The following is a 15,576-nucleotide window of genomic DNA, read 5'->3' as shown; positions in this document are numbered from 1 at the left end:
TGGGATTCTTTTTTAAAAAGTCCTTTGCCCTGCGATATGAGACATCGCAGAGCTTCAATAAAATGGAAACTTTCAAGATGCTCTTGTCGGAATAAGCCTTTCTTCTACCTCTGCCTTGTTTGTTAACGAAGTTAGAAGGCAAAAGCTTGTCTAAGTACTCAATAATCTTTACAATATCGCTTTTTGTAAGTTCTTGTGGTACCATTTATTTGGGCCTCCTTTCTTATGTTGGGATATTTCAATGGTACCACCATTGGAATTTGGGAGGCCCACTTTTTTCGCGACACCCTATTAGTTTTAAAAAAAATGCCCGGCAGAAGCCGGGCTAAGCCTATATCATAAGGAAGTGTCACATGCTGTCATCGTAACCGACAACAGTAACAGCATGGTTGATGGTTGTTTGCTTGTAGTTATCAACATCCCAGACGTCGTTGCTTTTTAAGGCCGAGAATCTGTATGCATCGACACCAATGGAGACCAAATATCCCCGGGCTATTAAACTCTTAAGCGTTTCAATATCGGCGTCATCATATATAGTCATGTAGTAGTAATTTGCGTTTGAATTTCTGTGCATGGGAGCTTCTCTCCAGGCTGTCTCAGTGGGCCAGCTGTAATGGTCGCTTGAGCTGTAAGGCATTGTCTTCCACGATGCTATACCCATTTGATTTATGACCTTGATATTATCTGTGAAATAAGAACCTGCATCTATGCCACCATTCACCTGATGGTAGAGGAAATCAGGGCTCATAACCTTATCTGAGTGGGTACTGTCAATACCGCTGTATGTGTATTTTGCACCTGAAAGATCCCAGCCATTTGCTGCTGCTTCATAATAGGTGCTAATATAGTAACCAATAGACCACGATGTACAGGACCCTTCACTTCCCTGGTTGCCGATAGGCGGGAAATAAACTTCCTGAGAATGGTCGACAGCAGAAGGAAGAGCTGTTGTTGTCGGCATTTCAACGCCAGTAATAATTTGCGCTGTATTCATTATTTCCTGCCACTGCTCCTCAGTAGGCGGAATATAGCCTGTGCCATGGCCATCTATTATCACATTGTAGTTCTTTTCTCCGCTGTAGACACCAAAGCTTTCTTCCAGATCTTTCAAGTCTTGTTCGGTCACTTTAGCGGTCTTCAATCCGATATCCAGAGAGCTTGATAACGCTACCTCCGGGCTTGCAGCTTTAACGCCTGGAATCGTGACATAGGTGTATTTGCCGTTGCTAGTGTTTACGGGCAATCCGCTGGCTTCATATTTTGCAACAGGAGTTCCGGACTTGTAGTTATCGTATATTTCAACTGCGAAGTAGTCTATGGTGCCTGTTTCATATTCAGAGCCATCGTATACTTTTAGGAATACTTGCTGATTGTCAATAGGCAACAGCTCGGTGATGTCCAGCACGATTTTATTATCCGGATATGGATGCTCACCTCCATCCATATAGAAGCTGGTATTAAATCCCTTTACTTTTCCTGAAGTTGCAGGATCGCCAACACCAACATACACCTTTGTATCGCCCCTATTGGCATGGGAAATCTTGAAAACGGCGACGGCTTTTGGTTCGTAATAATCTTTAGGAGCGACAACATAAACGCCCATTTTATTCATCTTCATTGCTTCATAGGTGATCCAGAAGAACCCATCAGGCACATTTTCCCAGCCGCCAACACCCCAAGAATTTGCTATCTTGAAAGCGCCTTTCTTAACTGTTGAGTTCGTTGTAAAACTCCATAAAGGGCCTGACTTTGTTTGGTTATCGGTTGTTCTTACAACCACTTTCCAGTAGTAGGTTGTGTTTGGTTCAAGGGTCACTACCCATTGCGTTTTTGAAAGGTTAGCGGCTATACGTGATGGCGATGTGGTTTTGCCGAGATAAAGATCATAGCTATAATCGCCGGGATTACCATCGCTTACGCTCCATTTAAGCGTCAGTGACGTATCCTGGTTTGTTGACTTGTCAGCAGGTGAAGGATTTGTGGGAGTGGGGACCGTTGTGCTCGGCTCTTCGCCAGAGGTGTTAACTTCGTTGGAAAAGTCAGAATACGTGCCATCTTTCTTAAAAGCTCGCACCTTATAATAGTTTGTTTTCCCGGCAACTGGTGAGAAATCATACATCACGTAAACATTTGGACCAGTCTTGAAAATTCTCTGATAGCTTCCACCTTCGACTTTTCTCCAGATTTCGTAGCCGTCTTCATTTGAGGCGTTGTCTTTCCATGTTAGGAGAATATAGCTCTCAGTAGAACCATAAAGCTTTAAACTAGTCGGGGCGGGCAGCGACGATAAAGAAGTGTAAACTGCTTTTACCATGAGCGGCTCGTTTACCGTGGTTGCCAACGGGTTAGAACTGCCGCGGTTAACACCGTTTATTTCCCAGTGGTCAAATTTGTATCCTGAAACCTCTGGAGCGGATAGAGTAACTTCCTTACCACTTGCGTACCAGCCTGCTCCGGAAATAGAAGCGATGTTTGCAGGAGATTCGGAGGTGTCGACTTTGAATTCTGTATTGAATTGAGCAGTTAAAACAGTATCGTCGCTAACGGTAATTGTTCTTGAAAGTTCGGTGGAACCGTCTTCCCATTTCGAGAAGACATAGCGGGTATCGTTTCCGGCAACAAGAGCAGATTCGTCTCTTTCTTGAACCTGCTCTACCCGAATAGTATGGACAGTGCCTTCGTCAACTGTTACAACCGCTGGTGCAACGTAGGAGTTCTCATCTATAACGACCATCAGATTATCGGGCGACGTTTTAACTGTGAGCTGTTTAGTTGGTATTATATTCTTATATACTGCTTTGACAAGTTTTGGTGAATCCACAGATAATTTTATTGAGCTTTCAGAACTATAAGCTGAGCCATTCACTTCCCAATGATCGAAGAGATAACCATCAACGCTTGGGGCACTGATGTTGATAGTTTTGCCGGGCAAATACCATCCGGAACCAGTAATAGCAACAGAATCAGGATCAGCTTCTACCTGAACCTTGTAAGCACTATCAAAGCTGGCTTTGAATGTTGTTGAGCTGCTAACCACAACTGATCTTGAAAGCTCGCTGCTGCCGTCTTCCCAGGAGGTGAAATCGAACCTGGTATCATCGCCCGGGACATAATTGGAAAGGTCTTTATACTGTGGGGAAACAGTCCCGATTGTGTGATTGCTTCCCGAATCGACATAAAGCGATTTTGGTGCAAGGTATTCTGAACCGTCTAGCAATATCTTAAGGTTTGAAGGGCTGGTATCAACCTTCAAAAGTGTACTGGAATCAGCTTTTTTGTAACTTCCAATGACAATTTTCATGGAATCAACTTTCAGCTGGAGTGTTTCGTCGGTGCTGACTACGACATTATTCACATACCATTTGTCAAAGGCATAGCCTTCTACATAAGGAGCTTTTAAAGTTATAGTTGATCCTGAAACATAAAAACCTGTTCCGGGTATACTTACCAATCCGTAGGGATTTGAGTAGGTGTACACCAGATATTGCGTCGCTGTAAGAGCTTTTAATTTTGTGTCACCAGTTATACTTACAGTTCTCGGGTTGTCGGATGATCCATCCTCCCAACCTATAAACTCATAGCAGCTTTCAGGAAGCTCTGATACATCTTTGGTAGAATAATCAATTTCAACTGGCGGATTGACTACTTTCACTGTGTGGGGACCTTCGGAGACATTTAAGGATATTGGAGTGGTATAAGTTTCACCATCAACAGTCACGGTCACCCCAGGGTAATCGGCGCCTACGTTCAGGACATATCCCTTTTGAATGGAGGGACAACCTGAGAGGAAGAGCAGTAAAATCCCGATAGCAAGCGCAAATAATACCTTTTTCATGTGTGACACCTCCTGTAAATTATTAATCATATGACTAAATCATTATATTCATTCATCATATTTAATCTAACACACGGAACGGTTATACGAGGTTAATGAAGGGTAATTTCTATAAGAAAATTGCCCAGAATTGTTTAATGATAAACCTTTTAGCTTTTATTCATTATTCCATGATGACAGCTATCCAATCAATTTTTATATCTGAGCACTCTTTACTCTACATTAATTATGAAAGAATTATGACAGTCTTTTATACATTTTTTATAAACATTTTTTTAGATTTTTCGCAAAAAGCGAAGCCACGTAGAAGTTAACACATTTCTGAAAGCCTTTTCAGAACGGAATTTTAAAAGTCACTGAACAGACAGCTTCCTGTGATGAGCTCTATTAGCCCGTATTGGTCTTTTGAAAATATTGCTGTAAGGTACTAATTTTTATGGTAGATATTGTATAAATTCATTAAGAGGGATTTAATCCCCTTTTATTTCAAACCGCTATATTAAAGCCATCCAGACTAATTTTTTTGCCGGATCAGAACACGATGTATTTACTTGTTTTGGTAGCATGAAATTTACTGATAAAATACAGATGGGGGTGAAAGAGTGGACGCTCTGGGAAAGATTTATTCAACTACAACCATTGTTACAATGAATGCAAAGGAAAAAGCTAATGGAATTGCTATTGCCTGGATTACAAGGGTTTCAATCAATCCACCCATGATTGCCATTTCCGTTGGCAAGACGAGATATTCACACACTCTCTTGAATGAGACGGATCGTTTTGGCGTTTGTATTATGAGACCTGAAGCCGAAAAGCTGGTGAATTTCTTTGGATCAAAAAGTGGCAGAGATATAGACAAATTTGCAGAGCTCGATTATGAAAAGAGCCCTTCAGGCATACCCATAGTGCCTGGAACTCTCGCATATATTGAATGCACTATAAAGGAAAAAGCTGATGCTGGAGACCATACTATATTTATTGGTGAGGTAGTTTTGCAGAAGCTATTTGGTAATGATAAGCCACTATTATATGGTGAACACAGTATGTTAAATCCCTGGTTAAGGGATTGAAGGAGGGATTTTATGAAGAAAGCTCTTGTAGTGTTTTATTCTATGGACGATGGGACAAGAGCCATTGCAGAGAAAATAGCCTCTGCAATCAAAGCCGATGTGTTGAGATTAGCAACAATATCCAAGGCTGAAAAGATATATTATCAACACGCTGAAAGTCCTGACAGAGTAGATGACCTAGAAGTTCCCAATGGAGAGACGAGATATATCTGGGGAGTTGAATCAGTTGATATGAAAGAAATCCCGGATTTGGAGAATTTTGAATTGGATCCAGCAAAATACGACCTGGTGATTATAGGTACACCCGTCTGGTCTTTGAGCTATGCGCCGCCTCTCAACTCCTTCTTTAATAAAGTATCCCTAGAAGGAAAAAAAGTCGCTTTTTTCTGCACACATGAAGGAATGATAGGAAATACCTTTGAAGCCATGGAGAAAAAACTTGGCTCAAGTATGGTAATTGATGCGATAGATTTTCAGAATGTTTCAATGAATCTTGAACCAAGCTTGAAAAAGGCGCAAGATTGGGCAAAATCACTTATTACGAAGATTTAAAGACGCCCTGCAAGGAGCTATTTTTACGCATATGCCGAAAGGTCAAGCAAACCATGGCCACTGAGGTTGAATACAATCACTTCTCTTCTTCCTTCTGATTTGGCCTTTATTGCCTCGCGAATTGCACCTGCAATAGCGTGGGCTGACTCAGGTGCTGGTATTATGCCTTCCACTTTTGAAAAAACCTTTGCAGCCTTAAAGGTCTCTTCCTGTGAAAAACTATCTGCTTCAATAAGCCCTTCTTTGAGTAATTTTGCGATTATAGGCGCCGAACCGTGATAACGCAGCCCTCCGGCATGGATCTTGGGAGGTACGAAATCCTTTCCAAGGGTGTACATCATAAGTAGCGGCGTAAAACCGGAAGAGTCACCAAAGTCATATCTGTATTCGCCTTTAGTTAGTGTTGGGCATGATTCAGGTTCACAGGCAATAAATCTTATTTCCTGACCATCAAGCTTCTCAGGGATAAAAGGCAATATTGTCCCACCAAAATTAGAACCTCCACCGTGGCAGCCTATTAAGATGGTAGGAATTTCCCCGATCATTGAAAGCTGCTTCTTCAATTCCTGGCCAATTACAGTCTGGTGAAGCAACACATGGTCCAGAACACTGCCCAGAGAATATCTGGAATTCCCTTCATTCAATACAGTTTCAATGGCTTCACTAATAGCAATTCCCAGAGATCCGGGATGTTTTGGGTCTTCCTTTAAATATTCCTGCCCGCATTTTGTGCTCTGGCTTGGGCTTTCCTGAACGCTCCCGTCAAAGAGCTGCATCATATATTTACGCATAGGTTTTTGGTTATAGCTAATTCTCACCATAAATACCTTTACCTTTAAGCCAAACTTTGTTCCCGCATAGGATAACGCACTACCCCATTGTCCTGCACCTGTTTCCGTTACAAGTTGCTTTATTCCATCTCTAGCGTTGAAATAGGCTTGTGCCAGCGCTGTGTTGGTTTTATGGCTGCCTGTAGGTGAGACTCCTTCATATTTGTAGTAAATTCTGGCTGGTGTTTCAAGATACTCTTCCAGAAAACTTGCCCTGATAAGCGGAGTGGGCCTGAAAACAACGTATTCGTCGAGCACATCTTCGGGAATTTTGACGTATCTCTCTGTTGTAACTTCCTGCTCAATAATCGAAGGGCAAAAAATTGCCGAAAGTGCCTCTGGAGTTATAACCTCTTTTGTTTGTGGATTTAAGGGCGGATCAAGCGCAAATGGAAGGTCTGCCTTTACGTTATACCACTCCTTTATCATTTCTTTCTTTGGCATAGTAACAATAATTCTCTCCTTCATCTCCTCACCTCCAAAAAATAAGGGGCCCTCAAAATGAGAGCCCCTTTATGATAGTTCTTACGGCACGACAGAACTACCCACTAAAGGGGCTTTTCTGCCACCACCAGAACATATTCATTTTTGTTTCAGTATAAGCCAGCATTTCGATCACCTCTAAATAACTTTAATATATACTATCAAATTGCGATTCACAAAGTCAACCAAAATTAAGAGGCAAAAAAAGCAGCCTTTACTGGCTTCAATCTTATTGATACATTTTTGCCCTCAAAATGAGAAAGGGCAAATGGTATATTTGAGTTGAATTTGCTTAGCTTTGGAGGTGTCTTTTCATGATGACCAGCATTGCAGAACGTTATTTCACATTGAGGAAAAGGTTGTTTGAATGGCCAAGAACCCAACCACTATTAAACAAACTCGCCCTTTCTTTTGTTGTAGCTGCACTCACAGGTGTATTAGCTCAGCTGAGGTTCTATCTTCCTGGAACACCTGTCCCCGTTACAGGGCAAACCTTTGCCGTGTTAATTTCCGGTGTTGCCCTTGGAGCCTGGTGGGGAGGTGTTAGCCAGCTTCTCTATATCGTTCTGGGTATTGCTGGAGTTCCATGGTTTGCTGGCCTTAATGGTGGAGTAGCCGCTTTGTTTGGCCCAACTGGAGGTTATTTAGTTGGCTTTGTCGTCGCTTCTCTTTTTGTTGGAAGATACATAGATACCCATCCAAAGGCAAGGAACTTTTTCCCTGCCGTAGTTGTAATGCTTGCCGCCAGTGCTATCATTTATGCCACTGGATTAGCCAATCTCTGGCTGTGGTTTAGTTTGATCAACAAGCAGTCCATATCGTTTGTACGACTTTTGCAAGTGGGCATGCTGCCTTTCATTCCCGGAGATTTGTTTAAAATTGCTCTTGCTGCTTTCACAATAAAAGCATTAACACCAAAGGAGTTATGAATAAGAGGAGCTTAGCTCCTCTTATTATTTTAAAATGTATGTGAGGGATTATCATGAAGCAAGGATTTGAAGTTGTTGTCATTGGAGCAGTCGGAATTGACACCAACGTATACACTAATGCTAATTCAATAGATTTTGTGCTGGAAGCCAGTTTCACGGAGAACCTCGATTATATTGGCATGGCCGGAGGGTATTCCAGCAAGGGTTTTGCAAGGCTCGGTAAAAAAACAGCATTTATCGGGTTTGTAGGCGATGATTATATGGGAAGGCATATTGCTAGTGAGCTTCAAGCTGATGGAATTGACACAAAAGGTGTTTTTCTTGATCCAATGGGGACAAAAAGAAGCGTGAATTTGATTTTCAGAGACGGGACAAGAAAATCCTTTTACGATGGCAAAGGTTCAATGCATCTCAAGCCAGATTTGGAAACCTGCCGCAGAATTCTTTCTGGGAGCAAATTTGCCCACTTCAATATCGTAAACTGGTCAAGGTATTTGCTGCCTATTGCAAAGGAAGAGGGTTTGATAATCTCTGTAGATCTTCAGGATATTGTAGATATTGACGATACTTACCGAAGGGATTACGTAGAATTTGCAGATGTTCTGTTCTTTTCCTGTGTTAATTTCGATGACCCCACCCCCTTCATTAAGACATTTCTTGAGAAAAAGAAAGATCGAATAGTGATTTCCGGCATGGGAAAGAGAGGCTGCGCTGTTGGGACAAAAGATGGAATAACCTTTTTCCCGGTTGTAGAACTGCAAGATCCCGTGGTTGATACCACAGGGGCTGGAGATAGCCTTGCGGTCGGGTTTTTGTCCAGTTATCTACTAGATAATTATTCGCTTGAAGATTCCATAATGAGAGGTCAAATAGCAGCCCGTTATTGTTGCACAAAGAAAGCTTCGTCTTCGGAGCTAATAACCGTGGAAGAGCTGGATCAGTTTTATAGGAGTTTCAAGGCTTAGAATCCAGGGAAGGGATATAAGGCTTTACATCCAATACTGGGGTGCCGTTAATGGCATCCATACACTTAACTACAAGTGAATTCCCTTCTCTTCTTATCAATTTCACTACGCTAAAGGCAATGGGATTTGGGTGGTTCGGGGAACGAGTGGCAAAAACTCCTCGTTTTTCGTTACTTCCATGAGGAAAGATTTTCAATTCCCTGAACTGTGACTGATGAAAATGGCAAAGGACGATCAGATACTCGTATCGTTCTATACCATCAAGGCCCTCTGAAAAATCTTGAAAAACCTCAATCACAAATTCAGGGTCCTCGTTAAGGGTCCCCTGCCTGGGTGCCTGCGATTTTTCGGTATACGGGGAATGAACTATTCCGATGGGTTTGTAAACTATACAATTCAACAATGGCTCACTCCTTTGTGTGCATAGATTTGCCTGGGTAAACAGCGATTTTCATGCCTGATTTCTTTGCTTGATACATGGCAGTATCAGCTTTTTTTAGCAGGTCTTGAAGATCTTCGCCGTGTTCTGGGAAACATGAAATACCAATGGTTCCAGAAATGCTCACAGTTCTATCTGCAATCATCACTTTTTCAATACTTAATAGAATCCTTTTCGCCGCTACAATAGCCAGCTTGCTATCCGTTTCTGGAAGCAGCAAAGCGAATTCATCACCTCCAAGCCGCACCGTAACATCACTTTTTCGGATCGAGTCTTTGAACCTACCAGCTACTTCTCTCAATACGTAATCCCCCATATCATGCCCGTAAAAATCATTTATTTCTTTGAACTTATCAAGATCAACATAAAGAACGCTTACCGGGCGGCTTTTCCTTTTTGCAAGCGCGAAGAGCAAATCCGAATATTCCCAGAGAAACCGCCTATTAGGCAGTTCTGTCAGCGGGTCATGGTTTGATAAAAACTCGAGCTTCTTTTTCTGGGTTTTTAACTCCTTTTCGAGCTCCAGTCGTTTTATAAGTGATGTAATAGATTCTTTGAAAACCTCAGCGAGCTGTTTTGTCATAGGGTTATCAAAAGCATGCTTGGATTCAAAATTATTGAGATTGAAAAGGGCTACAACTTTCCCGTTGAGTATAATTGGAATAACAAGGGTTGCCTTTAGATCCTTGAATTTGCACGCTTTTGCTACTGCTTTTGACAATTGGCTGTCCAACTTAAAACCACAGAAATCTGCTGTAACTGAAATTGCTTCGAGCCCGTTATTAACAGGTTCTCGATTTAAGCGAACTTCCCTGAGCCTTTTGAAATCATAATTTTCGCAGGCAACGAAACTGAAATTCCCATTTTCGTTCCTCATGATTAGTGTTCCGGCCTGGGCACCGGGGATTGTAGCGACACATAATTTAAGGAGTCTTTGGGCATTTTTACCAAGAATTGTCCCTGTTTCAAGCACATCGATGGTAACTTTGTTTAGAGATGAATAAAAGCCATTAAATTTAATGTTTTTTTTATATGAGTCTGTAGCTTTTCCGGAGAACAACAACTCAACCGAATTATCGCCCATTGATTTGGATGCAACGGCGTTCCAAAGAATCGTCTTTGTCTCACCGTTTTTTGATGAAATCGGGATCAAAATATCGAGCACCGATTGCTTTTCACCGCGGACAAGCTCTTTGATTATTTCTTGTACTTTCTTTTTATTATTTTCCGGGACAAATTCTTCTAGATTTTTCCCAACCACTTCATCGATATTGTCAGCAGAATATCCAAAAAGCCTAAATCCTTCAGTGTTCAAGTATTTTATATTTCCAGATATGTCGAGGATAACAACCGCTGTTTGGGCAATGGTGAGAAATTTCTGTAGCATATCCCTTTCCATTTTGAGTAGCCTTTGCGTTTCTTTGCGTTTGGTAACGTCTCTGACAATGCTTTGTATGTGGAAATCCCCATCATCGTGTCGGATAAGTGACACATTTATCTCAACGGTTATTCTTTCACCGTTTTTTCTTAGAAGCTCTTTTTCATAAATCGGAAGCGAGCCTTTCTTTCTTAGCTCTAAAAGTAGTTGTTCAGATTCCTTTTGCGCTTCGGGAGGCACAACATCGTAAAAGGTCATCTTTCTGAGTTCTTCAACTGAGTAACCTAAAAGCTCAACAGCCTTTTCATTTGCATCTATATGCCTACCCTCCCTGTCTAAAAAGAAAACAGCATCATTGTTGTTTTCAAAAAGCCCTTTGAATCTTTCGTGTGCTTTTTTAGTAAGGGACTCAGCCTGTCTTTTTTCCGAAATATCCCTGATCGATATGTAATAATAGTCTTTTTTGAAAATAGAAAACTCATCAATCAGAACATCAGCATAAAACTGAGTGCCATCAGATTTATAAAGTTTTGCTTCAAATGTTTTTGGGACCTTTTTTGAATCATGAGCTCTTCCGCATAGAATGTAACTATTTCGCTCACCAAGGCATTTTCCTGCTTCTCTGTTTAAAAGGGACTTTCCAAAATAATCGATTGCAGATCTGCTGGTCTCTACAATTGTGTTCTTTTCTTTATCCACAATAAAAAATATCTCTTTTGTATTGCTATAGATCTCCCGGTATTTTTTTTCAAAAATACGCCAGTACAGCACAGCTTTTATTCCAGCATAGGCGGTAAGAATCGCTGCAGAAACATACACCAGTGTTGACAAGTTTCCAAGAAAAAGTGAATCTTTTGGAAGAAACACGTTAATAAAGCCAAGAAACCTCACGTAAGAAAAAAGGGCAAGCCCCAGGGTAAGGGATGTAATCCCGAGTTTTGATGCAAAGATCGTGATGATAAAAAGCAAGGCAAACGGAATAAGCTTGATCGCGAATAAAGGCCATGAAACAGGCATAAGGGGATAATTCGTTATAATTATGACACCGGTAATAAGACAAAGTAAGGCAACTAAGAAAAATATCAGGTAGTTGAGTTTTTTCATGCTTAATTTTTTCACCTCCAACTACTGCATAAACCGTTTACGGGTACTATTGATAGATTTTCGAAATCTCCTCTTTTTCCTTGAAAAAAGCATCTACCAACAACGGCGAATACAAAATTCCGGAAGTTGCTTTTATTTCTTCAAACCCATATCCAAGAGGTTTTGCTTTTTTGTAAGGCCGTTCGCTGACTATAGCATCGAAGCTGTCGGCTATGCCTACTATCAATCCTTCGATTGGTATCTCGCTGCTTTTTAGAGCGTTTGGATAGCCGCTCCCATTCCAGCGTTCATGATGTGTTAAAGCAATGTTGGCAGCCATCTTTAGCACGTCAGATGTGCTGTCTTTTAAAATTTCATAACCGATAACCGTGTGGCTCTTCATCATATCAAACTCCGTGCTTGTCAGCTTACCGGGTTTTAGCAATATAGCATCCGCTATTCCAACCTTCCCCAGATCATGTAGCGGAGCGGACAATTTCAATAAATACGTTTCCTCGTTCTCAAGCCCAGATGACCTGGCGATTTTTTCGGAAATCAACCCCACTCGCAGCGTATGTTCGTGGGTTTCGTCATCTCTATATTCAGAAAGCCGGTAAATTTTTTTGAGGAGATCATTTGCGAGGGTTTTATTTCTATCTTTGAGTTCAGCTATGGCTTCACCACTGTACTCATTTTCCAGTTTTAAATAATATTCGGTTTTAGCTTTTTCTGTGTGAAACTCCTTTGCTTTTAGTGCCATATCAAGTAACATCGAAATCAGCTTAAAATCTATTGGTTTTGAAATGAAATCGTCTGCACCTGCAAGAGCGGCATCTTTCATGGTCTCAGGGTCTGAATAGGCGGTCATGGTGAAGATAATCGATGAGGCCTTTTTCTCCCGCAGTTTTTTGATTAAAGTAATGCCATCCATTAAAGGCATTTCAATATCTGTGATAACCACTTCGGGGAACCCATTCACTTCAACAATGTTTAAAGCCTCTTCGCCGTTTTCAGCTTCGAATACCTCATATCCGTTGTGATTGAGGAACAGGGAAATCATCTTACGTGTGGAAAAATCGTTTTCAACCAGAAGTATCCTGGACACTACAAATCACTCTCCTACTATGTTCCCGTTTTCGCATGGGATTCAAGAAAAATGAGCACAACCCGGTTCCCAGGCAAGGCTTTCATCTTTGTGATCACTTTTGAAATGATGCCTTTATCATTGGGAAGTACTAATATTATGAAATCATAAAGCTGTAATTCAGGCTCGTCGATTTCATTCAAATTTCTTATTTGAACGTTTTCAACATCAATCTCCTTCATTATGTTTTTTACTTTTGTGACTTCTTTGCTATCAACCAGGTTCGAAGTCAATATAAGCCGGTTTTGGCCCATCAGAATTCTTATTGAAAGCAAAAATTTCTGCAAATTTGATCCTTTTTCTATCACGGGGATCCCCAGAAGATTGTGCCCAGCTTTTCCCCCAGTATAGAGAAGAAAGTTCGTATTTTTAAGCTCTTCTCTGGTTTTTAGGTTTATGATAAGTTTTCTGCCATCAATGTCTGGCAGGCCCAAATCGGTTATTATAATTTTGGGCTTTAAAGCCAGTGCTTTTTCAAAACCTTCCCTTCCCGTAGAGGCTTCTTCAACTGTGAATTCCTTCAGGAGATTCTTTATAAGTTTTCTGGAGTCTGGATCATATTCTATGTAGAGAACATCGACAGATTTTTTTGTTACTTTTTTGGCAGTGGGTAAAAATTCATGTTCTACACAAGGCAGCTCAATTTTGAAAGTGCTTCCCTTACCTTCAATGCTCTTCAAGGATATATTTCCGTGAAGAAGATCTACAAACTTTTTTACAATTGCAAGCCCGAGACCTGATCCCGTATTGGTTTTTCCAGCGGAAACGAAGGGTTCAAATATCTTGCTCTGGAGACTTTTTGAAATTCCGATGCCTGTATCTGAAACTTCTATGATCACACTTTTTTGGAAATTTTCATTTGCCCCTTCACTTTTCCATTAGTTGTATATTTGACCGCGTTGCTCAATAGATTGGAAAGCATTGAAGACAGCAGCTTATAATCTCCGGAAAACTCTTGTTCTCCAGAGAACTTGAAATTAAATTCAAGTCTTTTTTGAGTAGCAAGAGTTTTATACTGGGCGACGATAGGTTCAAAATCGTCCGTTTTCAGAGGCATGTATTTAACAGTTAATCTGCCTGTTTCAAGCCGGGAAAGGTTCATCAAGTTGTCGATTAGTTCGAGCATATATTTTGAAGCGTTCTCCATAGACTGTAAAGGTTCAGAGAGATTTGAACTATCTCCGAAAACTCCCATCTCAATAAGCTGGAGGTTGCCGGTTATTACATTTAATGGCGTTTTCAATTCGTGAGAAACCGCTCTCTGAAAGTTCAATCTAATTTCTTCTTGCTCTCTGATTTTCTGGTTCAAATTCTTGAGTTCTTTACTGTTTTTAATATTTTGTGCCAGGATATCTGTGCGGAGAAAAAGATCTTCAAGCAATTTCGGAACTGCTCGGTCGGGAGATTTAATATACGCGTCAAAGCTCAAAACTTTGAATTTTTCAAAATCAGCGTATTTTTCAACCGAATTTGGTAAATTTTCGGGATGCCTTGCAACTAATTTGCCTTCTTGAAAAAGAGCAAAATTCACATATGGGTTTCGCGAGATGAAACTTATTATCCTATCTAAAAGCTCTTTTTCATCCTGAGCATTCAAAAGTTCAGATTTGAGGTTTATGATGGCATTTAAAAACTCCACTCTTTCATTGACGGTTTTTGAGATAGCATTTAATTTTCCACCGAATTGTTTCGCCAATTCCTCTACTTCTCTGAAGGGGAGGATCAGATATTTCTTTACTGCCCACCATACTAAAGTATTTAGCCCTGAAAGCATGAAAGCGTGACCAAGGACGATGTTATAACTGAAAACCCCTGCATAGGAAATGAACATAACGTGTGCTATGGCGTTTAAAATGGCTCCAATGAAGAAAGCCGGCTCCTTTCTGGATTTCCAGCCCAAAAAGATAAAACAAGTCGCAAAAATCAATTCCAATGACGATTTAAGGAGTGTTGTGACACCGTTTTTGTAAAATAAGTAATCGGGAATGTATCTATGAAGAAACAGCAGACTGGCTGAAAAGACCGGCAGTAAAGATGACAGATTCCTAATCTGTTTTTGAATGTCGTACCGTAAAGTTTTTGTTGAAACGATATAGGAAAGCATCAATCCAAAAACCATTACTATCCTTGAATAGATCCACAGCTCTACTGTATATTCAGCGTTGGATAAAGTATAACCCGGATAAACGACAGCGTGGGCAAACTCGAGAATCGCAGTACCCAGAAATGCCATTCCCATGATATGGAGCGGCAAAGATCTGCGCTCTTTTGGCAATACAACCAGAAGGAGAAATAAGCCACCGAGTGCCACAACCGCTATCATTTCGAAGAGAAAGTGCGCCAGATAATTATAGCCGAAAGCAGAATACCATCCAATCACCCAGGAAAAACTAAAAATCGGAACAATATACCCCAATGCACTTACTTTATACACAAAATCCACTCCTTGACTTTGTATTTTACTACTTCGCAGCATGAAAACAAAAAGTTTGGGATTGTTTGATTTTAGGATTAACAGCCACCAAAGAAGCTAATATCCATACTGCGGTTACAACAAGAAAGTCTATCGTGTTCTTTAAGTGATTAAAGCTATACCAATTTCTACATTTTCGTTTGCACATTATTGTATAATATTTTTAGAATCATTTTATATAATTTGAAAGACACAACAAAAGTATCAAAGTGTATAAAGTCAATAGGTTTTTGACCCGGGAGGGCCATAAGGAAATGACCCGCTACCCACCTCAGGTATTCAAAACATCTCTTCTTCGGTAACTTCTTCCAGACATATTGAGAATCAAAGCGTTGTGCGTAATTCTGTCTAACAATGCCATGGTAAGGGCTTTGTCATGGAAAATCTTTATCCAT

At 40.7% G+C, this 15,576-nt stretch carries 12 protein-coding genes and 1 pseudogene; 4 read left to right on the top strand and 9 right to left on the bottom strand.

Features of this window, described 5'->3' with window-relative positions:
• Nucleotides 1-205, bottom strand: a pseudogene (locus AT15_RS06305) (hypothetical protein); the annotation flags it as partial.
• A 144-nt stretch (nucleotides 206-349) separates the two neighbouring features.
• A complete protein-coding gene (locus AT15_RS06300; RefSeq protein ID WP_068347572.1) occupies nucleotides 350-3,835 on the bottom strand; it encodes an InlB B-repeat-containing protein in 3,486 nt (1,161 codons plus the stop codon).
• A 602-nt stretch (nucleotides 3,836-4,437) separates the two neighbouring features.
• On the opposite strand from AT15_RS06300, the gene AT15_RS06295 reads away from it, so the two are divergent.
• Nucleotides 4,438-4,905, top strand: coding sequence for a flavin reductase family protein (locus AT15_RS06295; RefSeq protein ID WP_068347571.1), 468 nt, complete (start codon nucleotides 4,438-4,440; stop codon nucleotides 4,903-4,905).
• A 12-nt stretch (nucleotides 4,906-4,917) separates the two neighbouring features.
• On the top strand, nucleotides 4,918-5,457 hold the full coding sequence (locus AT15_RS06290; RefSeq protein ID WP_068347570.1) for a flavodoxin family protein: 540 nt from the start codon (nucleotides 4,918-4,920) through the stop codon (nucleotides 5,455-5,457).
• Between the two features lie 23 nt (nucleotides 5,458-5,480).
• Here AT15_RS06290 and AT15_RS06285 read toward each other — a convergent pair whose 3' ends face one another.
• Nucleotides 5,481-6,755 carry a TrpB-like pyridoxal phosphate-dependent enzyme gene (locus AT15_RS06285; RefSeq protein WP_068347569.1) on the bottom strand — a complete coding sequence of 425 codons (1,275 nt, stop codon included), beginning with the start codon at nucleotides 6,753-6,755 and terminating at the stop codon, nucleotides 5,481-5,483.
• A 329-nt stretch (nucleotides 6,756-7,084) separates the two neighbouring features.
• Here AT15_RS06285 and AT15_RS06280 point away from each other — a divergent pair, with 329 nt between their 5' ends.
• Both AT15_RS06280 and AT15_RS06275 read left to right on the top strand, forming a co-directional pair.
• Nucleotides 7,085-7,699, top strand: a complete 615-nt coding sequence (locus tag AT15_RS06280; RefSeq protein ID WP_084251565.1) for a biotin transporter BioY — start codon at nucleotides 7,085-7,087, stop codon at nucleotides 7,697-7,699.
• A 53-nt stretch (nucleotides 7,700-7,752) separates the two neighbouring features.
• Nucleotides 7,753-8,664 (top strand): carbohydrate kinase family protein, encoded by a 912-nt coding sequence (locus tag AT15_RS06275; RefSeq protein ID WP_068347567.1) that lies wholly within the window; start codon nucleotides 7,753-7,755, stop codon nucleotides 8,662-8,664.
• Here the strand turns inward: AT15_RS06275 and tsaA are convergent.
• The 6 genes from tsaA to AT15_RS10195 all read right to left on the bottom strand — a co-directional run.
• Nucleotides 8,654-9,064, bottom strand: coding sequence for a tRNA (N6-threonylcarbamoyladenosine(37)-N6)-methyltransferase TrmO (gene tsaA, locus AT15_RS06270; protein WP_068347573.1), 411 nt, complete (start codon nucleotides 9,062-9,064; stop codon nucleotides 8,654-8,656). The two genes, AT15_RS06275 and tsaA, sit on opposite strands and share 11 nt — an antisense overlap.
• A 7-nt stretch (nucleotides 9,065-9,071) precedes the next feature.
• Nucleotides 9,072-11,585, bottom strand: coding sequence for a sensor domain-containing diguanylate cyclase (locus tag AT15_RS06265; protein ID WP_068347561.1), 2,514 nt, complete (start codon nucleotides 11,583-11,585; stop codon nucleotides 9,072-9,074).
• 46 nt (nucleotides 11,586-11,631) lie between these two features.
• A complete protein-coding gene (locus tag AT15_RS06260) occupies nucleotides 11,632-12,669 on the bottom strand; it encodes an HD domain-containing phosphohydrolase (RefSeq protein ID WP_068347559.1) in 1,038 nt (345 codons plus the stop codon).
• Nucleotides 12,670-12,686: 17 nt separating this feature from the next.
• Nucleotides 12,687-13,547: an ATP-binding protein gene (locus AT15_RS06255; RefSeq protein WP_068347558.1), complete on the bottom strand. Its 861-nt coding sequence runs from the start codon at nucleotides 13,545-13,547 to the stop codon at nucleotides 12,687-12,689.
• Entirely contained in the window at nucleotides 13,544-15,142 is a 1,599-nt protein-coding gene (locus AT15_RS06250; RefSeq protein WP_068347557.1) for an MASE3 domain-containing protein, read from the bottom strand. The genes AT15_RS06255 and AT15_RS06250 overlap by 4 nt, the downstream gene beginning before the upstream one ends.
• Nucleotides 15,143-15,452: 310 nt before the next feature.
• A partial coding sequence (locus AT15_RS10195; protein ID WP_235598525.1) for an ATP-binding protein occupies nucleotides 15,453-15,576 on the bottom strand: 124 nt, incomplete at its 5' end.

This window comes from Kosmotoga arenicorallina S304 (genome assembly GCF_001636545.1).
In the GTDB taxonomy this organism is placed as follows: Bacteria; Thermotogota; Thermotogae; order Petrotogales; family Kosmotogaceae; genus Kosmotoga_B; species Kosmotoga_B arenicorallina.
This window is presented reverse-complemented; position numbering and strand designations above follow the sequence as displayed.